Source organism: Bradyrhizobium sp. SBR1B (assembly GCF_014198205.1).
In the GTDB taxonomy this organism is placed as follows: Bacteria; Pseudomonadota; Alphaproteobacteria; order Rhizobiales; family Xanthobacteraceae; genus Bradyrhizobium.
The window spans coordinates 1-21,127 of sequence record NZ_JACIHC010000041.1; the positions used below are offsets into that span (position 1 = coordinate 1).

The window sequence follows — 21,127 nt, forward strand, 5'->3', positions numbered from 1 at the left end:
GTTCAGCCAGAACAGTCCTTTGCGCATCGAAGTCCCCCGTGCCGAATCAACTCGGTGCGAGGGAATCAGAACCCGCTAATTAGGTACAGACCCTAATGCGACGACGTACGCATTTCAGGAGCAGCCGATGATGGACAGTGTCGAAGTAGCTCGCCAGATCTCCTTCGATGATCCAGCGGCCCTTCGAGTCAGAGCCATCCTGCAACTGCATCCTCACTGTACGAACCGCATGATGAACACTGCGTTCGGGACGGAAGCCGTAGGAACCAGAGTGGAAGTCGCTCTCCCAGATCGGCTCCATGGCCATCAGCATCGCCCGCTGGACGATGCGGTCCAGCAGGATCGGTATACCCAATGGTCTCAACTTACCGTTGGCCTTCGGGATATGGATTCGCTTGACCGGCGTTGGGCGGTAAGTGCCGTCCAACAGGGCTACTCGCAATCGATCCAGATGACGCTCCAGTTCGACAGCAAGTCTTCGCTTGTCCATTCCGTCAAGGCCCGGTGTATTGGCGCCTTTCGACGCCAGGATGATTCGGGCCGCCTCAGCAAGCCAATTCCTGTCGGTGATGAGCCTGAGCAGTCGATCAAACCGGCGGGTTTGATCGGCCGCGGCCCATGTCGCGAGCTTGTGCTGCATTTCACTGATTATCAAAGGTCTTCACCTCGTTAGGTCAGATCACGTGCACTCCAAGCAACTCAAACTGCTCCCCTTCGCCATGTAACCGGCTTTCCCGGTCTCGGACTACTACGGGAGCTCTGCCAGCATGGGGGACATCGGGGTCAACTCCCTTGCCATTCCGCTCATGCCTTCCCTCGTTCATATGTTGGACTACCAGCGCATCGGTGAGGTTGCCGGTCGCAGTCGTTTCCCTTGCTTGCTGCAAGTCGATGCCGTTGCCTCAGGTTTGACTGTGTTCTCCCCTCGGCCCACGCAAGACGTCTTACATCTACGCTCGCATTCGGGTGTCTCTGGCTACATATCCTTCGACACCATTCAGCATTCCGCCTGTTAAACCGTGTAGGCGGAGGCGACATTTCAGCCCACAGACGCGGATGAACCGGTTCGTGTTCCTCAACCTTCCAATACTTAGCCTCGGGAACCATCTCGGCGTAACGGTTTCGCCTCAATTCCCTTTACCTGCGGGCTACGTCACCCTGCCAGCTGACAGCAGGTCACCGCCGCTTGGGCTCATGCTTCCCCACAGCAGGAAGCAGGCTCGTCAAATTCCTCCTTTCTCAATGCATTCCAGACATATGCCTCCCCGATTTCTCGGAGCGAGGCGCACTGTAGGTGATGTCCATCGCCCAGACCTGGTTCGGGCGTGTGATCTCCATCCCGCGCAGCAGATACGGATAGATCTTGTGCCCTGGTTCGGGCCTAGTGGTACGCGGCCGGCGGTAGAGCGCCTCTATCCCTATCCGCCGCATCAGCGTCTTGACATGCCGGCGGCCGACCTTGCACCCCTCGGCAGCCAGCAGGTCTCGCAACATTCGCGAACCGGCGAAAGGAAACTCCAGGTGCAGCCGGTCGAGCCGTTGCATGATCGCAGGGTCGGCGGGCGACACCGGACGTGGTAGATAATAGACACTGCCACGACTAATCTTCAAAACTTCCGCCTGTTTGGTGATCGGCAGGTCGTGCTCACGGTCGATCATCGCTTTGCGCTCAGCAGGCAGGCTTTGCTGAGCGCGCCTTCTAAAAAACTGAGCGGGCGCTGCGCGCCCCCCTGTGGGATATAAACGGGTAATCGCTAGACTGCGGCCGGAAGGGAGCGGCCGATACGATTTTGGCGGCACGTGACCCCGTCAAAAAACATGGTCCATGGGCTGTTGCGCACTTGAGAGTGGTGACGCCATCTCGGCGATCCCGTTTAGGAATTTGATTAATTGCGCAGCCCAGCCCTTCCGCCGGAGCCAGGAGGAGCTACAAATGAACCCCAAAAAAAGATCGAAGTCGAAGGACGGCGGTAACATGCCGATGGTGCACCCGAACGCGGCTGCCATCGACGTTGGCGCCACCATGCATATGGCGGCCGTTAGGGCAGATCGCGCTCCGGAGCCAGTCCGCAGTTTCGGTACCTTCACGGCCGATCTGCATCGGCTGGTCGACTGGTTTACGGAATGCGGCGTCGAGACCGTCGCCATGGAATCGACCAGCGTCTACTGGATTCCGGTTTTCGAGCTTCTCGATGCCCGGGGATTTACCGTGTTCCTTGTCAACGCGCGCGATGCCAAGCACGTGCCGGGGCGTAAGACCGATGTCAGCGATGCGCAATGGTTGCAGCGGCTCCATTCATTCGGGTTGCTGCGGGCCAGCTTTCAGCCCAAAGGGCAGATTGCCGAACTGCGAGCCTACGTGCGTCAGCGCGAGCGTCTGCTGGAGTACGCGGCCTCACACATCCAGCATATGCAGAAGCCTTGACGGAGATGAATCTTCAGCTCCACCACGTCGTCGCCGACATCACCGGCGCGACCGGCTTGCGTATCATACGCGCGATTCTTGCCGGCGAGCGCGATCCCGAGGCGCTGGCGTGCTTGCGCCACTACAGTTGCCACTCCAGTGCCGAGACGATTGCGAAGGCGCTCACCGGGAGCTACCGCGCCGAGCATCTGTTTGCGCTCGAGCAGGCACTGGCCCTTTACGACACCTACCACGAGAAGGCATCTGCCTGCGACGCCCGGATCGAAGCCGTGTTGAAGGAACTGAGCAACCATCGCGGTCGTGGCCATGGACCAGCACCGCTGGCCTCGCTGCGTCGGAATCGGACCGATCAGGCGAACGCTCTAGCTTTCGACGTCCGCGAGGCGCTGTTCGCGTTGCTGGGAAAAGACATCACCACGATCGACGGCCTCGGTCCTTACCTCTCGCTGAAGCTGATCGCTGAATGCGGGGACGACCTCTCCTCGTGGCCAAGTGCAAAGCATTTTACCTCCTGGCTAGGACTGGCGCCGAGCAACAAGGTCTCCGGCGGCAAAAGGCTCTCGTCCCGAACGCGCCGATCCGGCGGCCGGGCGGCGGCGCTTCTGCGCCTTGCTGCCGTCACCGTCGGACGCACCGATACTGCGCTCGGCGCCTTTTACAGGCGACTTTCATCGCGCATCGGTAAGGCCAAGGCAGTGACCGCCACGGCCCGCAAGATCGCAGTTCTGTTCTACAATGCTGTGCGATACGGAATGGACTATGTCGATCCCGGGGCCTCTTCCTACGAGACGCGCTACCGGACGCGAGTGGTCAACAATTTGCATCGGCGTGCCAAGGCATTCGGCTTCGTTCTCCAGCCCTTGGAGCCGAACGTCGGCGATGCCGTTTCTTAGGGCGAGTCCCATTTGATGTAATGATCGGAGCGCAAGATTTCCCAGCCGGCTTCTGTATAGATGGCCTCTAGCTCTCCGCGCGAGAACGATTTCTTGTGACCAGCTGCAAACGCCTCCTTAGGAATAGGATGGTCTGGTCGATCGAGCGTGTTGGTAAAGCAGTGAAATCCCCCAGGCCGCGTCCGATCGAGTAAGGTGGCGACGAGCGGTTTCCAGGTGGTCCGTTCCGTGAAATGCAATACGGAATGCGCTATAAAGACGTCGAGGTAAGTAGGCGGCTGGAAGTCTTCAACACGAGCCAGCAAACAGTTTGACACCCTAAAATTGGGCACACCACGCTATGCCGTAGTTGAGATGCTCGGCTCACCACCAGCCAGCCATGTGGTGAAGACTGTTCGGAAGACAGTTGGGGGCAACAATCACGTGGCCATAGCGGACGGCTACGCACGTGAGGATATAATCTATGGCGATCACGGCCTACAGTTCGTTAATGGAACGCTTACCGGCAAATATCAATACTTCACGCCTCCAAAACGCTTGCTCATGCGCAACAAGTGATGCTCGAACGGTTCCGGGCAAAAATGACCGCTTAGATTATAACAAAGCGGCCAACGACTTGAAGCAGCAGCGGAAATGTCCCGATCGCTGTTGACCTGTGCCCTGATCCGGCGATGCAGGTCTCGTTTTCCTCGAAGGCAAAGACTTGCTGTTCGTCATCGACGCTCACAGAGCCGAGCTTTTCCGATCGTCGGCCGAACCGGGCGCGGTGAAGGCCTTCAGGATATGCGGCACTTCAATCGATTAGCCTGACCTCGACGGCTCTGTACTTTGAGCGCCATCTGTTGAAGCGACGATCGAAAGACACGCGCGTCCCCGGCACCAGATCAGCCCCTGTACAGTCGCGAAGGTCCGAAATATGCACGAACAAATCGATGCCATCGCAGTTGTCGGGTCTGATGAAGCCCCAGCTCTTTTCAAGGCTGTACGAGACTACCGTTCCAGTCTGCATCTTTGGTCTAACGTATGTTCGAGCCTCAATGCGTCGACATTCGTCCGAAAGCTGACAATCGAGAATTGGAGGTTTTGCAGGGACTTCGTAGCCGGGCTGTAATCAGAGCAAACAGGCGGGGCGGACCCGACGCTCGCGGCGATCAGCCCGCCTCTAACATCACCGCATCTGGAGCAATAGGCGATGGTACCCCGAACAGAGCAAGGGCCGTGCGGAATCGGACGCTAATAGAGTCCGCCCCGCCCGGCCCCGCCAGGCTTCGGACCAACGGCAGGCGCAGATGCGACCAGTGGCCGGCAGGGAAGTCATCAAACGCCAACATAGCCGAGCGATCCTTGATCAGGCATTCAACGGCCGGCTTGTATTTGACGCCCTACTTCTCGACAAAGATATCAATCGCTGTTACAGCGGCCGCCCGGTTCGGCGCTAGGTAGATGTCACGCAGATCACTCTTTATTGCCGGCTGCACGGACTTGGCGACTTTGTCGAGCACGTTGTTCACCTTGTGCAGCCAACATCGCTGATGTTGCGTGCCGGGGAAGATTTCATCGAGCGCCGTCAGAAGCCGAGATCGCCGTCGCCGACAGCAAGCTGAGGCCCGATCTGCAAGCCGCGCTTGCGCAGATCGATCAGCAATTCTCGCCAACTTTGTGCGCTCTCGCGTACCCCGACCTGGAAGCCGATCAATTCCTTCTTTCCTTCAGGCATGGCGCCTATCAACACCAGGATGCATTCGGCATGGTCCTCCATGCGAGCCTGCCGATAGACGCCATCCGCCCAGATATAAACGTACCGCCGCCCCGACAGGTCGCGCTTTTGCCAACGTTCGTATTCGGCCTGTCAGTCCTTCTTCAGGCCAGCGATGACCGGCGGCGACAAGTTCGGCGCGTCCTTGCCGAGCAAGGCCGAAAGCGCCTTCTGGAAGTCGCTGGTCGAGATTCCCCGCAAATAGAGCACGGGGATCAACGCGTCTAAGCTCTTCGCCCGGCGGGCCCAGAGCGGTAGGATCGTCGAATGAAACCGGATCCTGTCGCCTGGCCCGCTTGCTCCACGGTCGCGGGCCTTCGGACGGGCGACCACGACAGGGCCGATGCCCGTGGCAATTTCGCGCGCCGGCCCATATCCATGCCGCACCACGCGCGCCCGACCATCCGGCAGCGCCAGCTGCTTCGTCGTCCGCTTCCAGTCCATCCCATCCACCGAGGGGATTGAGGAATGTCCCCAATAGTGAGTCTGACGAATCATTTCCGGAGGTGATCGAAGTTCGGGACCCCCACCATCCTTTGTACGGCCGCTCATTTCGAGCGATAAGGAAGATCGGCCAGCGAGGCCGAGGCATTCCCGCTTCGTATGAAGTCGAGTTTCGCACGGGAAGCAGTCTCCTGATTCAGGCAACCGCAATCGAATATTATGGACAAGGAGCAAATCAGATTAAGCTGAGTATGGAGGCTCTACTCGAGCTTCTATCGACAGCGGATTGTCCGACGCACATGAGCATGGATCCAGCCGATCTTTGGTCGACGCTGACGCCCGCGCTCCGACGTCAGATCGTCGAAGACGTCGCCGCGATTTTGGCGGAGATCCCTCATGAAGTCCGAGTTGGTCACTTCAAGCCACTTGGCGCGCAAAGCCGTAGTCTACATCCGGCAGTCGACGCCCCACCAGGTCGTAAGCAATCAGGAGAGCCTGCGCCTTCAATACGCGCTTCGCAAGCGCGCCCGCGAACTCGGATGGCGTGAGGCTGCCATCGACGTGATTGACGCCGATCTCGGGTTGAGCGGCGCATCTACAGCGCATCGTAACGGCTTCAAAGAACTCGTTGGCCGTGTTGGCCTGAGTGAAGTGGGGCTCATCCTGTCGATCGACGTGACTCGCTTGGCGCGTAATTGTACCGACTGGTATCCGCTCCTGGATATCTGTGGTCTGCGTGGCTGTCTGATCGCCGACCGCGATGGTGTCTATGATCCGGGCACTCCCAACGGACGGTTGCTTCTCGGGCTGAAAGGTTCGATCTCCGAGCTTGAGCTACATACGATCCGCAGCCGGCTGACCGCCGGCCTGCTGGCTAAAGCCGAACGCGGCGAACTTGCGGTTATGCTGCCAATCGGGCTGATGCGGGACCCGAGCGGCGTGGTCGTTAAGGATCCCGACATAGCCGTGCAAGGGCGGCTCGGTCTCGTCTTCCAGACGTTCCTGCAATTGCGCAGCGTTGCCAAGGTCATGCGGGCGTTGAACGAGCGTGATCTCGAACTGCCACGTCGTGATCGGCATGGCGATTTGTGTTGGACGCGCACGACGCTGGCTGCGGTGGCGGCCGTCTTGAAGAACCCCGCATATGCGGGCGCCTTCGTCTATGGACGAACCCGCTTCCAGCCGCCGAAGCGGGAGGGCGCCCTGCCGCAAAAGGCTCCGCGGCCGATTGAGGAGTGGCGGATCGTCGTCAAAGATCGATATCCCGCCTATATCGACTGGCCAATTTATGAAAAAATCCGAGCCGTCATCAGAGATAACAGAGCCGAATACATGCGCATCAAAACCCGAGGCGCGCCTCGCGATGGCGAGCTTCTGCTCCACGGCATCGCCTGGTGCGCACGATGTGGCCATAAGATGTACGTCCGCTACAAGGGGGCGGCGAATATGTATGCAATCACCTGCGTACCCAGGAAGGCCAGCCAACCTGTCAACACATCCGGGCCGACCGTATCGATGCGGCCGTTGCCGATGCATTCCTAACCGCACTGGCGCCGGCCGAACTCGATGCCTTGTCGCACTCCCGCCGGGTCCAGCAGCAGACGAACAATGCGTTAAGTTCCAGCGCAGAACGAGAGCTCGAGCGCAAGCGGTACACGGCGGCGCTCGCCGAACGGCAGTTCAATCGAGCTGATCCAGACAATCGCCTGGTCGCCTCGGAACTCGAGCGTCGATGGGAAGCGGCGCTAACCGACGTGCGCGCCGCGGAAGAGGCGCTTGCCGATAACGTACAGAGTCTTTCGCACTTTCAGGATTGACGGCTTCTTCTAGAATGAAGGAGCTTTGAATGAACGATGGGAATGCCATGGGTCAGGTGATCCAAATTGATGAGGCCCGGATTCGAGATCACCTGGGCGAGATGGTCCGCGGGACGGTGGAAGAGACCCTGAACGCCATGCTGGAGGCCGAAGCGGACCAGCTGTGCGGGGCTGGGCGGTATGAGCGCAGCCCGGCCCGGCAGGACACGCGGGCAGGCAGCTACGAGCGAACGCTGCACACCAAGGCGGGCGACGTCAATCTGAAGGTCCCGAAGCTACGGCGGCAAACCTTCGAGACGGCGATTATCGAGCGCTACCGGAGGCGGGAGAGCTCGGTCGAGGAGGCGCTGATCGAGATGTATCTGGCCGGGATTTCGGTTCGGCGGGTCGAAGACATCACGGAGGCGCTGTGGGGCACCCGGGTCAGCCCGAGCACAGTGTCGAACCTGAACAAGAAGATCTATATCAAGATCGAGGCGTGGCGGAATCGCAGGATCGAAGGCGAGCATCCGTATCTCTACCTCGACGGCATCGTGATGAAGCGCAGCTGGGCTGGTGAGGTTCGCAACATCTCGCTGCTGGTGGCCTCGGCGGTTAATGCCGAGGGGTTCCGGGAGATCCTCGGCATCTGTGAGGGCGCCAAGGAGGACAAATCCGGCTGGTCATCGTTTCTGCGGCATCTCGTCGATCGCGGTCTCAGGGGCGTGCAGTTGGTGATTTCCGATGCGTGCCGAGGTCTTGTCGAAAGCGTTGCGGATTATCTGCCGGAGGCCCGCTATCAACGCTGCATGGTGCATTTTTATCGCAATGTCTTCAGCCACGTGCCGTCGACCCGGGTCCGCGAGGTGAGCCACATGCTCAAGGCCATTCATGCCCAGGAGAGCCGCGCCGCGGCCGACGAGAAAGCCAGGACCGTCATCGCGGATCTGCGGGCAAGCCGTATGGCCAAAGCTGCTGATCTCGTCGAGCAGGCGGTTCACGAGACGCTTGCCTACTATGCCTTTCCGGACATCCACTGGCGAAAGATTCGAACGAACAATCCGCTCGAGCGCATCATGAAGGAGATCCGGCGACGAACCCGTGTCGTCGGCGCCTTCCCCGACGGTCAATCCTGTCTCAACTTGGCGGCGGCCCGGCTGCGGCACATTGCCGGAACGGCGTGGTCGACCAAATGCTACATGAACATGCGACCTCTCTATCAGCCACAACTCTCCGAAAACGGAGCCGTCGCCTGATCAAAAGTGCGAAACATTCTGGACAGTACCCTCCAAAGCCATCACACAAGTGGCCATGAGCAAGGAGCTTGACAACAAGGTCATCAGCCTCACCAGCCGCTTGCCGCAGATATGGGCTGACGAGACTATCTCGGATGCGCATCGCAAGGCGTTGTTGCGATGCCTCATCGAAAAGGTCGTGCTCGACCGCGGTGAGCACGACGTGGCCCTGGCCAGGATCGTCTGGCGAGGAGGCGCCGTGACAGAGCTCGAGGTGAAGATGAGCGTCAACTCCGTCACCAGATTGACGCGAGGTACAGAAATGCGGGAGCGCCTGCTGGCGCTTGCCCGCGACGGCGTCCCAGACGACGAGATCGCCGCAATCCTTACCCACGAAGGCCACCGCTCTCCCCATTGCACCGATAAGGTGCTGGCCATCACCGTTGGGCGGATCCGTCGTGCCGCTGCCATCAAGGTGGCTACCCAGCGCAACCGATGGGAGCATGACGAAGCACTCCTCAGCCCACCCGAATAGCCCGCACGCTCAAGATCCCGGTGAACTGGCTCTATGTGCAGATCCGAAGTAAGCGTTTGCTGATTGATCGCCAGCCAAGCGGCGCCTATCTCTTCCCGAATACACCATCTATTCTTGACGCTGTCCGAGACCTTCGAAACCACGTCATTGCGCAACTTGATCTAAGAATCTGTCAGCCTAACAAGGAGGGGCATCAACATGGGTGATCGAGCATATAAGCCATCTGAGCCGCTGAGATCGATACCGCATCTCCCGACGTTGCAGGCCAGATAAACTTGCCGCGGTCCAAGCGTTTGGCATACAGCGACATGCCTAACCCGTCATGCCAAAGAATCTTGAGCAGATCACCGCGGCGGCCGCGGAAGATGTAGAGATCCCCCGCATGCGGGTCACGCTTCAAACTCTCCTGGACCGCGAGCGCCAGGCTTTGCATGCCGCGGCGCATGTCTGTGTGACCGGTGGCAATCCAGACCCTGACGTTGCTTGGGATCGGAATCATCACCGCCTCAGAAGCTCGAGGACCCGCTGCAGTGCTTCAGTGTCCACGTCACGGTCAACGCGGACCCGACAGCCGCTAAGCTCGATCTCGATTATGCCTACCTTCGCGCGCTCATTAGCCGACGATGGCCTTGTCTGCGCGACCACGGCCGACGCCGGAGTTGGTGTCGAAGTGATCTCCACAGGAACAAGCAATGGCGCTGTATCCCCGCCCAGCCGACCCTCGCGCGCCAACCGTCGCCACGTGAACAACTGGCTCGTGGACAACCCGTTGCGCCGCGCCGTCGCCGACACCAACCGGGAACCATCACGGGCTTCCGATCGTAAGTGCACCTGGCATCTATAGTCTCGAAATGGCTACGATGAGAAACTTCCGATGTGGCCATCGCCGCTCGGCCGCAGGTCCGAGCGATCTCAGCAGCCAAGCAGGTGATCCCATCGGCAGCGGATTTCCAAAATAGACAATCTCTGTGCTCTTAACGGAGCGTCCCTCAAGATGACATGCCCCTTCAATAAGCTCGATTAGTTGCGGCGGCGTATAGGGTCTCTCGGTGCCTAATCGATAGCCAGGAACGAAGTGCAGAATAGGAAATCGCAGCGTACGAGCTTTTTGGATCGCAAAGGATCCGAAGTTCGGCACTCCCACGGCGAGATAGCCACCATCAACTGTAACTCGGGACATTTCCTTCAAGATCTGCAGGGCTGCTTCAGGGCGATAGTGCTCTAGTACACCAATATTCCATGTTAGGTCGAATGACCGCTCCTCAAAAGGGAGCTTGAATAAGTCGCCGTGAATGAAATCAACATTTTGGCATCCAAACCGCTCGGCGAGATATTTTGCGAATCGAAGAGCGCTAGGCGATATATCTAGCAACACTCGCCTCATATTCGATGATAACAGTAGAGACGCTTTTCCAGATCCACTTCCCGCCTCCAAGACATAGGGATCGGATCGAAGTCTGAGAATGTGCCCTATGTGGTCTGTTATCTCCCTATAATAGAGCCGCCACCAATCTGATGAGAAGTTGACTGGGTTCTTTTTGTCCCTTGCAGCCTCCTTCTGAAACTGAGCACTCCAGAATAAATTCTCCTGCTCAACGAGATATCTGATGTCATCGAGTTTAGTCATGGCGAGTTCTCGCGGACGGGAGCGCTATTCCGAATAAGTGCAGGTCACGCCGCAGCCGCGCAGCCGAAAAAAATTGAAGGGTGTGCATTCCAGTCATCGAGGCTGCATCGAGATTTGCCGGCATATCGTCAATGAAAAGGGCCTCTTGAGGCCGGCATCTCAGCCGTTCAAGGATCATGACAAAAGACTGGGGGGCGGGCTTGCACGTGTCAGTTTCGAACGAGTAGCTGATCTCGTCAAATAGCTCTCGAAATGAGAATTTCTCTTCGCAATAGCTGATCCATTCCCGGGCATGAACGGATAGCAAGCCTATCCGATAGCCGGATAGTCGAAGCTCATGAATTATCGATCGTGTGCCGGGGATTTCCCGAAATCCCTCACGTACAAGGTTATGAAGCTCCTCTGAGCTTATGGTCCAGCAGTGCTTATCGATTAGCGCCGACCAATAGTCTTGCTCGCTGATGCGTCCTTCAAAAAGGGCTTGAAGTTCAGGAATCTGCAATTCAAGCCTGCTCGAAGACACGCCGACACTCCTGCCGAGCCGCTCATGAAGTCCGAGCAGGCCGTGCAAGAGAACCTCTGAAAGATCAAATATGATTGCCTGGATATCCGATGCTTTCGACAAGTTCATCACCTATAACGCATGACATCCCTGACTATTTTGGCTGTTTCCAACAGATCAACGGCTAATTTGCGATCACGGCTGCGCCCTCAAAGCTGGCCAGTTGTCGAGTGGCGACGAGTTTAAGCTCTTGGGGCGCCTGGCCGAGACGCGGCTTCGTCGCGACTCTCGTCAATTTTCTGGATGATCGCTTCGGGCCGCTGACACCAGACGCGCAACAGTCGCGCGCGCGTAACTGGTGATCTCCTAGGGGTACGTCATAATATTCTTCAGTCTTGGATAGGCAATCACATCCCGAATGTTCGTCCGGCAGAGAGCCCAGGCTAGAAATCTCTCTATCCCCAAGCCAAAGCCGGACGTAGTAGAGTAGTTTGGCTGCCGTCTTAGTTCGATGTACCACTCATATGGTCTAGGACATATGCCTTGCCTCGCGAGCGATTCGATCAACTCGTCCGCGGCGTCCTGGCGCTCGCCACATCCCACAATCTCACCACCAAAACATCCACCATCGAGGGGCGGGAAGATAAGGTCGGCGTTGATCGCTTTTTCCGGGTGCCGGCGATCGGGCTTTAGATAAAACGGCACTTGGTCTCGATCATAGTTGGTTATCCAGAAAGGAATATCTAGCTTCAAGAGATTGGCCAGCCGCATCTCACCTTCGGCTGTAATTGTTCGGCGATGCGCGGCCAGTTCAGTAATTCCCTTTCCTCCGTGCTCGCGGAGAAGTTCGCACGCCTGATCGAAGGAAATGCGAGGAAAGGCCGCCGCCGCAGCGACGGAGTTGATAGCATTCCTGGTCTGTTTCGGATTCGCACTAATCTTCTCGACGATGTTGTTCATCAAACTCAATGCACGACATAGTGCCTTTATGTAGCCTTCTATCAGCGGGAACAATTGACCAATGCCCCCGCGGATCTCGGCTTCGCAGTGGAAGAATTGGTTTAGGTGCCTACTATCGGCATCTTCCCCTCTCATAGATGGAAGATAGCAGTAAACCATCGGCATGCCGTTCAAGAGAAGCGGTTCGAACCCGAACTGAGAGGAATCGACAAGATATGAATCGAGTTCGCCAAACTTGATAGCAATTGCCTCCGAGTCTGAGCCAGCCCCCATCGGGGACGATATGCTAGGTGTTAGCATAAACAAATCTATGTTTCGCCCTTCGTGCATGACCGAGAAGTAGTAGTCAGACACGGCGCGGACGTAATGGCGAAGGGTGAGCAGAGCGTGGAAGTATTTGTTGCGTGTCAGATCAATATAGTGAGTTGAGGGATTGTACACGGGCATCGAGAAGAGCGACCGCTCCTGAAGACAATACGATGCATCATCCCGCAGAATGGCGGCTTCGAAGTGGCTATCGAACATCTCGCATCTCCTTCTCGCTAATGTTTGTCGATCCAGATTCGCGGTGTATCGTCTTCTGCAATGATCCTGGCTTCTCCTCCAATCGGAAGTGTAACAATTGGGCTTGTGTGGCCGAAACCCAGATTGGCCACAACCGGAATGCCTTTGAGCTCGGCTTTATTCGCCACGATGCCCTTTAGAAGGGATCTTGACATTCCGCTAGCCGCTTGAAACCTGCCGATCAGTACTCCTCGGACGCCTTCAAAATCCGGCTGCAAAATCAGGGATTGGAGTTGCCTGTCGAAATGTCGCGGCGTGATGTCGGCAGTTTCTTCAAGGCAAACGATGCTGCCGAGAAGGCTTGGCCAATAGTCGCTCCCCTGCAGTGCGTTCAGTGAACGACAGTGCCCGCCCACGAGCCGTCCATGGGCAACACCGGGATTAAGAACCCAGCAGCCTTCATTCGGTAGCCATTTCCGATTCTCCTGATCAATGTACCAGTCGTCATCGCTCCATTCGGGGGAGGAGGGCAGCTCAAACGGCTCACTCCCCATGCAGCACTTCAGGAAATTCTCTGCGCTAAACTCAAGTCCGTATTTCATGCCCCACGTTGAGAAGTGGGGTCCGGAATACGTCACTAGGCCTGCTTGCGCGAGAATTGAATTCGTAAGAGTCGTCGTGTCGGAAAATCCGCATAGGATCTTTGGATGTCTTTCGATTAATGTGAAATTGATATGGCGTAGGAGTTGATTGCTATTGTATCCGCCAATGGCGGTCAGGATAACGGTCACAGAGTCATCAAGAAACGCTTCATGAAGGTCGCTGACTCGAGCGGCAACCGATGCTGACTGAAAGCTATCCATTTCGGCCGCGTGCCGCGCAAAACTGACGTTCATTCCGTGCGATTGTAGGAATTGCGTCGCCCTGTCTCTGACGCTCGGAGTGATAAAGCTCAAACTGCGTGACGGCGCTACAACGCGTAAATGCGCGCCTTGAACAAGGCGGGGTGGATACGTTGCATGGAATGCGCTCATCGGCGATCGCTTCCGTTTATCACCTTAGTCGATTGCGCAATCGCGTTTTAGCTGTCGGAGTTCATGTCGGCCGTATGTAGGAATAAATTTAAGCGTAGGTCCACAGCAACTATCAAATCAGGGAGCCTGCCAAAACTAGGAGGCTAGGACCTCCGGCACTCGACGGCGACAGACGTCAGAGGTAAGTTTCTGGACAATTAAGCTGTCGACAGCATTGCTGTGACTGTCACCCCACAAGTCAGGGCGAAACGAAACGGCCTTGTTCGTGGTTCGATCGTCCGGACCGCGACCCAGAGGCTGCTGTTTTGCCCTTCAAAGTTCCGCGTCGTCTAAGGTCGTTTGCTGGTCGCGTGCCGGCTAGGTTGGGAGAAGATTCGTGAGCTTCGACATGGATCGAATTCAAGTTGTCAACCTGAATATCGCGGGCCGACGATTGCGCCGCTTGTGCGGCCGACTACGACAAGCTCCGACTGCCGTTCCCCGAAGGAATTATCATAATGCGCTCCAAGTCGTGTATAGGTCGCCGCAATTCTTCGGATCGGTGTTTGTGCTTCCTTATTCGGTCGCGCCGCTGACGGGGTGATCTTCGCTATGCGGAATGCATGCTCCATCGAAACCGTTGTCGGCAGATGCTTGGGACTCGCCGGCGAGAGTTCCTCGTTCGAAGCTGCCCCTCGAGGTCAAACAATTTGGTGGGATCATGCGTATCTGCGGTATAAAGCTGACTCATGACGGGGCAGTCGCTCTAGTCGAGGATGGACGGCTTGTCTTTTGCGTCGAAGAGGAAAAAAGGGGCAATAATCCTCGGTATCAAAAAATCGACAACCTCAATGCAATTGTCGTTGCTCTGGCGGAGCATGGCCTCGATGCGCGTGACGTCGACGAGTTCGTGGTCGACGGCTGGATTGGGCGCGTGGAGTCGCGGTTGGAGATCATCAGCGGTACGGTGCCCATCACGCTCAAGGGGGCACCATATCTCGAACGCCATGCTGACGACCCCCTCACCTCGTGCGACGGCTTTGGCCTGATGCTTGACGGCAGGGCCTTCCCTTACAAGAGCTATCCGCACGTCACGGGACATATGGCCTCCGCATACTGCACCAGCCCCTTTGCCAAGACAGGCGAACCGGCATTCTGTCTGGTTTGGGACGGCGCCATGTTTCCACGGCTATACCATATTGAGCGCGGCGGAGCCCGCTTCCTCGAATACCTATTCCCGATGATTGGGCATACCTATCCTGCGGCGAGCCAGCACTTTGGGCCGTATAAGAGGGCAAATCGCGGTGGTTGGGGCGACCGGGCAATTGCCGGCAAGATAATGGCCTACATCGCGCTTGGGTCGGCGGACAAAGACATTGTGGAGGTGTTCCGGGAGCAATACGAAAGGCGCTTTGGGGACGATGCGGAGCTTGCTCACCGTGTGGATTTCAACGGCATGGAATCGGCGATTTCCGCCGTGCATGACTTCTTCGAAGCTTGCGCGCTGCGGCTCAAAGCCAAACCACCAGAAGATGTGCTTGCGTCGTTTCATTGCTTCGTCGAGCGTCTCCTCGTGCGAGAAATGGAGAATGCTCTGCAGCGGCATTCGTCTGTTCCGGGACCACAAAATTTGTGCATAGTCGGCGGTTGCGGTCTGAACATCAAATGGAATAGTGCACTGCGTGCAACAGGCTTGTTCAAGGCCGTCTGGGTGCCCCCATTTCCCAATGACAGTGGCTCAGCAGTTGGAGCCGCTTGTTCCGCTATGGCAGCGCACAACGGCTTCGGACCGTTGGAGTGGTCCGTCTACAGCGGCCCCGCGCTGAAACGGGGCGATGTGCCGCGCGGGTGGAAGGCGGCGCCGTGCAGCCTGCGCGAATTGGCAATCATTCTCGCGGCTGACAAGCCCGTGGTCTTCCTTGCCGGACGTGCCGAGTTGGGACCACGGGCGTTGGGTAGCAGAAGCATTCTCGCAGCGGCGACCTCGGCGGGAATGAAGGACTATCTCAACGACCTCAAGCTTCGAGAACACTTCCGGCCGGTGGCTCCTATATGTTTGGAGGACCGTGCACCGGACATTTTCAGTCCTGGAACGCCCGATCCTTACATGCTTTTCGATCACGAGACGCGGGTTGATTGGCGTAATAGAATTCCTGCGGTTGTTCACCTCGACGGGTCTGCGCGATTGCAGACGATTCCCAGAACCTCTCAGCATGCAGTCGCTGAGCTTCTCGTCGAATATGAAAGGCTCACGGGCATCCCGCTGCTTTGCAATACGAGCGCCAACCTCCATGGAAGGGGGTTTTTTCCGGATACCGCAGCGGCGTGCCAGTGGGGACGCGTCGAACACATATGGTGCGAGGGTCTGCTGTGCCAACGTCAAAGCGAAACCAAAATGACGAATTTGCCTTTGTTCTAAGGTCAGCCCCCCAGCCTCATTAGCAGTTGCTGGCGCGGCATGATGGCGGCAAGGTTTAGTGTTCTAAGATCGCCGGGAGCATTACGCCCCGCAGGTTCCGGAATTCGCGGAATCGATCAGGGACGACTCGGCGTCGATCGGTTGCGCTAGAGCGGACGCTGTCCCTGCCACTCGCCACTAACCACCAAACAGCCAGCCTCAAAGCAGCGGCCGGGGAGGCTGAATTGAAGACAAGGCACCTGTCGCGTCTCGATTGCTTGCTCCCGTTCCAAAGTGGCGATGATGGCCTGCTAACTAGACGACCGATTCCATGAAACCTGCGTCGTGGAGCGCGTTGAATTGGTGGAACGGACGGGTTGTTGGCGGATTCCTCGTTTGCGGTCGGCGAAACGAGGAGCTGTATCATGGCAGGATGGCGGCGAGCGGTCGAATTGGCAATGAGTGATGAACAGCTGTCGACCTTGGCGGCTCTTTCGCGGTCGAGAACTGAGCTGGCGAGCCGGGTATCGCGGGCCCAGATGCTGCTGCGATATCGGGAAAATCCTTCGTTCTGCGCGGTGGGCCAAAGACTTGGGGGCAGGATCGACGGAGAGAACCGGATGCGGTCGGGATCGGTGGCATCCGCCTCGCGATCACGCACACGTGGCTGGCGGACAGCGACCGGACCGATACCAGTCATCACCTCGCGTTCCGGCAGGTGACAGTGGCGGACGACGCGCTGGTGGCCGCCCGCGGTCTTCAAATCGGAATGCTTGCCGAGAAAGTCCTCGACCTCGGCCTCGACCGCCTGCGCCAACAGGGCACGCGCCCCGTTGCGCAAGATTTCGGTGGGTTGATCCTCGACGTTTCCTGGCTGAATCAGCTTGATGATGTTATCTTTGGACACGGCATATCGCTCCTTCGGTGGAGAAGTGGAGGCGTCAAGCACCCCCACGATCTGCCGCCTTTCCGATTCCCGCCGTCACCAACTTTCGGCGATAGCTCGTTCTATTGCCACCGCCAGGACTAAACACCTCGGCCGCCGCTTCTTGAAGCTGGGACTTCCACTGCGTGATCTGGTTCGGGTGCACGTCAAAATACTCAGCCAACTGCGCCAGCGTCATCTCGCCCTTGATCGCGGCTAACGTCACCTTGGCCTTAAATGCCGGTGCGTGATGCCGGCGGGATCGTCTGCTCATCGTCTCTCCTGATTCGCGGGACAATCTTGCCCGCCGTCAGGCAGAAACTCCACATTTCCGGAGCCCGCTCTGTCCCCTGTTTGCGTCCGCCACAAGCGAAGGTAAGCGGCTTGCTCCAGCAGATCAGTATGCCTGCCTTCAGCAACGATCCGCCCCTTGTGTAACATGACAATCTTGTCGGCAGCACGGATGGTGCTGAGTCGGTGAGAGATGACCACGATGGTCTTGCCGGCACGACGCAAATCATCAAGGAGCTGGTGAATAGTGGCTTCGGCAACGGAGTCGAGAGAGGAGGTCGGCTCGTCAAGGATCAGGATGTCCGGATCCCGATACAGAGCTCGGGCCAACGAAAAGCGCTGCTTTTCGCCGCCAGAGAGCCGTACACCGTTTTCGCCTAGATAGGCCTGGAAGCCTCCCGGCCAATTCTCGATCACCTCCCGCAGCCCAGTTTGATCGCAGACCTTCATGATCCTGTCGATCTCCGGTTCGAACTCGCCAAGCCCAATGTTCTCGATCACCGAGCCTGAGAATACGTCCGTCGACTGCGGTACCGCGGCAACAACCCTACGCAGAGATATGGTCGAGAGGTCCTTGAGGTCATAGGGACCGATCCGAATGCGGCCACTCTCGAGGGGGTAGACATTCTGCAGCAGCGCCGTAAGGGAGCTCTTGCCTGAGCCGCTTTCTCCCACCACAGCCGTCATTTCGCCTCGACGAAAGGTAAGGTTAAGATCTTCGAAGAGTTTCGGCTGCGAGCCATGGCGGAAGGTGACGTTCTCCAGGCGGATATCGCCTAGCTCGGATTTGGTGGCATCAATACCGCCGCCGCGTGCAGGCTCAAGGTCGAAAATCTCGAACAGGCGATCCGCCGCGATAAACGCGTCCTGAACGATTCTGTTGGTTTGGATCAGGTTGGCGACAGGCCGGGTGATATAGCCGAGCAGCGCATAGCAGGAAAATAACTCACCAGGAGTGACGGCCTGATCCAGAACAAGCGTCGTACCAAACCACATTAGCAAGATTGTGAAGAGAGTTGAGAGAAAGGTCGAAGCATTGTCGCCGACGATCGCGATGAGGCCTGAGCTGTAGACCGATTGCAGGGTCTTGACAAAGCGAGTTTCCATTCTGAGGCAAGCGAAGCTCTCCAAGCCGAAAGTCTTGACTGTGGAAACAGCTCCGAGCGATTCAACCAATTGTGCCTCCAGATCGGCGGCATTCTCCATGATCGCGCGCTGGCGCGTCTTATTGAGCCGGTTAATGGTCCAATAGACCAAGACATATAGTGGGATGGAGATAGCCACGACCAAGGCGATCTTCCACGAGTAGATGAACATCAGCCCGAACGAGAATAGTACGACTAGCAGGTTGACGAACATGGTGATCGAGACGTCGTTCAGGAAGCTCCTGATTTTCACCGCATCATTCATCCGGGAGACGATTTCTCCCATGCGCATGCTATCGAAGAATTTTTGTGGCAAGCTTAGGACGTGATTGTAGTAGCCGAGAATCAAGCAGACATCGATCTTCTGCCCTGTTTGTAGGACTAGCCGGTTTCTGAGCAGATTAATTACGATCTGCGGCACCAGGATCAGCAGCATCACGACGCTCATGAGATTGAGCAAATTGCGGTTGCCCGCTGTGATCACGTGATCGACGATCTTCTGGACGTAAATGGCTGTCGACAGCCCGAGGAGGGTGGTTACCAGTGCGCCGACGAGAGCCTGCGTCAGAGCAGCTTTGTGCGACGCAAGCAGCCGGGCAAAGCGGAGAAGAGGTGAGGTGGTCTCATCGCGGCGCTTGAAGGTGTCTGCCGGAACCAGCAGCACCAGGACGCCAGTCCATTGTCGCTTAAATTCTTCATGCGACAGCTTGCGGATTTCGCCGTAGGCGGGGTCCATGACGGTGACCCACCTCGCGTCGATCGCCTGGACCACTACGAAGTGGTGCAAGACGTCCTTGACCGTCACATGCGCGATCGCCGGCTTGGGGATCTTGTACAAGCTATCGAAGCCGCCCTTGACACCCTTGGCAATGAACCCAAGCTTTTGAGCCGCTTGCAGAAGACCCGACACGGTGGTGCCGGATCGGTCCGTCGAGGCATACTGGCGGATTCGCGACAATGGCAACTTGTAACCGTAGAAGGCTCCAACGGAAGCAAGACTGGCAGCCCCACAATCCGTGATGTCGCGCTGCTTGAACTTGATGATTTGACCCGACATGGCGCGCACTGACTTCTTGGAAATGGATAATTAACGAGCTGCAAGGAGCGGGTTAAGCCAATCGTCGATCTCATCGTAGAGGAGTTGCAGGATGGTGCGCTCCGCCACGAGGAAGCGGGCTCTCACCGTGATGCCTTTCTTCAGATGACCAATGATGCCATTTTTGAGCTTGAGGTAACTGCGAGAAAGGGCGCAGCGGACTTTGAAGACCGGGTTCTTGTCCTGCATGGTAAAGTCCTGCGCGACCTCTAGCACTGTCGCCTCAATCACCCCCCATTGATTGTAGTTGAAAGCATCGACCTGGAGCCTCACCGGCTGGCCAGGCTGCACAACGCCGATGTCCTTAGGCGAAATGTAGATTTCTGCCACCAGTTCGCCGTCAGGCGAGATCGAAGCGACGGTTTGCCCCGCTTGGACGTAGCTGCCGGCTGAGAGGCCGGAGAATTGCTCGAGAGCGCCGGACACGGGAGCGCGAATTCGGGTCAGGTCACGTTCGTTCTCAAGTTGGCGCAAGCTGGCGGTAAGCTCCTGAAGGCGGAGGTTAGTATCGGAGAGCTGTTGGTTCCATTCGGCGGATTTGCTTCGGGCGAGTATCTCGCCTTTCACCTCGACGTTCTGCAGAGCGAAGGCCTTTTCCTCAACCGCCTTGGCGGGCGCTGCAGCAACCGCGACCAGTCGCTGGGTGCGCTCGAGTTCCGCCGCTGCATTGCGGCGGGCATATTGGTTCTCCTGCAACAGGTTCATAAAATGGAGCCGCTCAGCCATGGCGGCTTCTGTGCGGAGGCGTAAGGGGACGTCGGACTGCGCGCCGGAAGAAATTAGCGCCTCCAGGTCATTGGCACGATCGCGCTTCAGACGGATTTCACTTGTAAGTGCACCGATCTTCTCCTCGATGACCACATCGTCGAGAGGGAGGATCTCTTGGCCTTGTGCAACGAGACCGTTCTCCACAGCAAGAACACGAGAGATGCGTCCGGAGGCCGGAGCGAGCAGAGGGGTCTTCTCGATGGTGGGACGAATGGTTCCGGCACTTTGGACAGAAAGCGTTATAGTCACGACTGGCAGCGCCACTAAGGCTCCAACGACAGACAGCACAATGACGTTGTAGATCGCCAAAGAGCGTCCTGATTCTCGGGACAGGACGCTCTCTGCAGTATAGCAGATCATTTCTGCAGGCAGTAACACGTCACTCATACAGGTTGTCGCAAATTCCAGGACGATCAGCAGCTTCAAACCATTGATCTAGCAGATCGAGTTGCGGCTACTTCTCAGCTAGTCCAGTTAAGTTATAGGATTGCACGTTGCGTGTCGTTCGTAGTGAGACCGGCAGTGCAGGCGGCAGGCTGCCCAAAGAGAGACAACGTGAATATGAGTCTTGCAATGGGCGAAAGAACTCCACAAGAGCCACTCGCTTCTTCCCGCCGCACCGGGATGAATGAAGCCTTAGCGTCGCGCCGTGATAGGCCCACTGATCGGCATCTCTTCTCTCGATGGATACATCGCGCGCGAAACGTTTTTCGTCGCGCACTAGGGTGTGTACCTAATTAGCGGTTTCTGATTCCCTCGCACCGAGTTGATTCGGCACGGGGGACTTCGATGCGCAAAGGACTGTTCTGGCTGA

At 57.4% G+C, this 21,127-nt stretch carries 14 protein-coding genes and 6 pseudogenes; 6 read left to right on the forward strand and 14 right to left on the reverse strand.

The features are described 5' to 3' along the window. Positions 1–94: 94 nt before the first annotated feature. Positions 95–655: pseudogene (locus GGD61_RS38895) on the reverse strand (reverse transcriptase domain-containing protein); the annotation flags it as partial. Between the two features lie 635 nt (positions 656–1,290). Further along, a pseudogene (locus GGD61_RS38900) lies at positions 1,291–1,707 on the reverse strand (IS3 family transposase); the annotation flags it as partial. Positions 1,708–1,933: 226 nt separating this feature from the next. Here GGD61_RS38900 and GGD61_RS38905 point away from each other — a divergent pair. After that, a pseudogene (locus tag GGD61_RS38905) lies at positions 1,934–3,318 on the forward strand (IS110 family transposase). A gap of 793 nt (positions 3,319–4,111) precedes the next feature. Here GGD61_RS38905 and GGD61_RS38910 read toward each other — a convergent pair. Both GGD61_RS38910 and GGD61_RS38915 read right to left on the reverse strand, forming a co-directional pair. Beyond that, positions 4,112–4,327, reverse strand: a complete 216-nt coding sequence (locus GGD61_RS38910; RefSeq protein WP_183232397.1) for a cold-shock protein — start codon at positions 4,325–4,327, stop codon at positions 4,112–4,114. A 274-nt stretch (positions 4,328–4,601) separates the two neighbouring features. Next, positions 4,602–5,497: pseudogene (locus GGD61_RS38915) on the reverse strand (IS256 family transposase); the annotation flags it as partial. A gap of 417 nt (positions 5,498–5,914) precedes the next feature. On the opposite strand from GGD61_RS38915, the gene GGD61_RS38920 reads away from it, so the two are divergent. From GGD61_RS38920 to GGD61_RS38930, 4 genes are read left to right on the forward strand one after another with little or no spacing between them, the layout of a single operon-like run. Continuing rightward, the gene (locus GGD61_RS38920) at positions 5,915–7,060 is read left to right on the forward strand and encodes a recombinase family protein (protein WP_246786192.1); all 1,146 of its coding nucleotides are present in this window, start codon (positions 5,915–5,917) and stop codon (positions 7,058–7,060) included. A gap of 29 nt (positions 7,061–7,089) precedes the next feature. Continuing rightward, positions 7,090–7,335, forward strand: a complete 246-nt coding sequence (locus tag GGD61_RS41080) for a hypothetical protein (protein ID WP_246786193.1) — start codon at positions 7,090–7,092, stop codon at positions 7,333–7,335. Positions 7,336–7,382: 47 nt separating this feature from the next. Next, the gene (locus GGD61_RS38925) at positions 7,383–8,570 is read left to right on the forward strand and encodes an IS256 family transposase (RefSeq protein WP_183232406.1); all 1,188 of its coding nucleotides are present in this window, start codon (positions 7,383–7,385) and stop codon (positions 8,568–8,570) included. 55 nt (positions 8,571–8,625) lie between these two features. Continuing rightward, complete coding sequence (locus GGD61_RS38930; protein WP_183232398.1) at positions 8,626–9,084, forward strand: hypothetical protein; 459 nt, start codon at positions 8,626–8,628, stop codon at positions 9,082–9,084. Positions 9,085–9,277: 193 nt separating this feature from the next. Here GGD61_RS38930 and tnpB read toward each other — a convergent pair whose 3' ends face one another. From tnpB to GGD61_RS38960, 6 genes are all read right to left on the reverse strand, one after another. Beyond that, a complete protein-coding gene (gene tnpB, locus GGD61_RS38935) occupies positions 9,278–9,583 on the reverse strand; it encodes an IS66 family insertion sequence element accessory protein TnpB (RefSeq protein ID WP_183232399.1) in 306 nt (101 codons plus the stop codon). Further along, a complete protein-coding gene (locus GGD61_RS41820) occupies positions 9,583–9,915 on the reverse strand; it encodes a transposase (RefSeq protein WP_409362501.1) in 333 nt (110 codons plus the stop codon). The genes tnpB and GGD61_RS41820 overlap by 1 nt, the downstream gene beginning before the upstream one ends. 7 nt (positions 9,916–9,922) lie before the next feature. Beyond that, entirely contained in the window at positions 9,923–10,711 is a 789-nt protein-coding gene (locus tag GGD61_RS38945; protein WP_183232401.1) for a class I SAM-dependent methyltransferase, read from the reverse strand. Continuing rightward, positions 10,704–11,336 carry an HAD-IA family hydrolase gene (locus GGD61_RS38950; RefSeq protein ID WP_183232402.1) on the reverse strand — a complete coding sequence of 211 codons (633 nt, stop codon included), beginning with the start codon at positions 11,334–11,336 and terminating at the stop codon, positions 10,704–10,706. Before GGD61_RS38950 ends, GGD61_RS38945 begins: the two co-directional genes overlap by 8 nt. Positions 11,337–11,579: 243 nt before the next feature. Next, a complete protein-coding gene (locus GGD61_RS38955; RefSeq protein ID WP_183232403.1) occupies positions 11,580–12,698 on the reverse strand; it encodes an amino acid--tRNA ligase-related protein in 1,119 nt (372 codons plus the stop codon). A 17-nt stretch (positions 12,699–12,715) separates the two neighbouring features. Continuing rightward, a complete protein-coding gene (locus GGD61_RS38960; RefSeq protein ID WP_183232404.1) occupies positions 12,716–13,711 on the reverse strand; it encodes a S66 peptidase family protein in 996 nt (331 codons plus the stop codon). 700 nt (positions 13,712–14,411) lie between these two features. Here GGD61_RS38960 and nodU point away from each other — a divergent pair. Then, on the forward strand, positions 14,412–16,109 hold the full coding sequence (gene nodU / locus GGD61_RS38965) for a nodulation protein NodU (RefSeq protein WP_183232405.1): 1,698 nt from the start codon (positions 14,412–14,414) through the stop codon (positions 16,107–16,109). 571 nt (positions 16,110–16,680) lie between these two features. On the opposite strand, the pseudogene GGD61_RS38970 reads toward nodU, so the two are convergent. The 4 genes and pseudogenes from GGD61_RS38970 to GGD61_RS38985 form a co-directional block, all read right to left on the reverse strand. After that, positions 16,681–17,043 (reverse strand): annotated as a pseudogene (locus tag GGD61_RS38970) (IS256 family transposase); the annotation flags it as partial. A gap of 46 nt (positions 17,044–17,089) precedes the next feature. Beyond that, a pseudogene (locus GGD61_RS38975) lies at positions 17,090–17,287 on the reverse strand (transposase); the annotation flags it as partial. Then, entirely contained in the window at positions 17,284–19,506 is a 2,223-nt protein-coding gene (locus GGD61_RS38980) for a peptidase domain-containing ABC transporter (protein WP_246786194.1), read from the reverse strand. The gene GGD61_RS38980 and the pseudogene GGD61_RS38975, both read right to left, overlap by 4 nt. 30 nt (positions 19,507–19,536) lie before the next feature. Then, on the reverse strand, positions 19,537–20,622 hold the full coding sequence (locus tag GGD61_RS38985; RefSeq protein ID WP_183232407.1) for an HlyD family secretion protein: 1,086 nt from the start codon (positions 20,620–20,622) through the stop codon (positions 19,537–19,539). Positions 20,623–21,127: the final 505 nt, after the last annotated feature.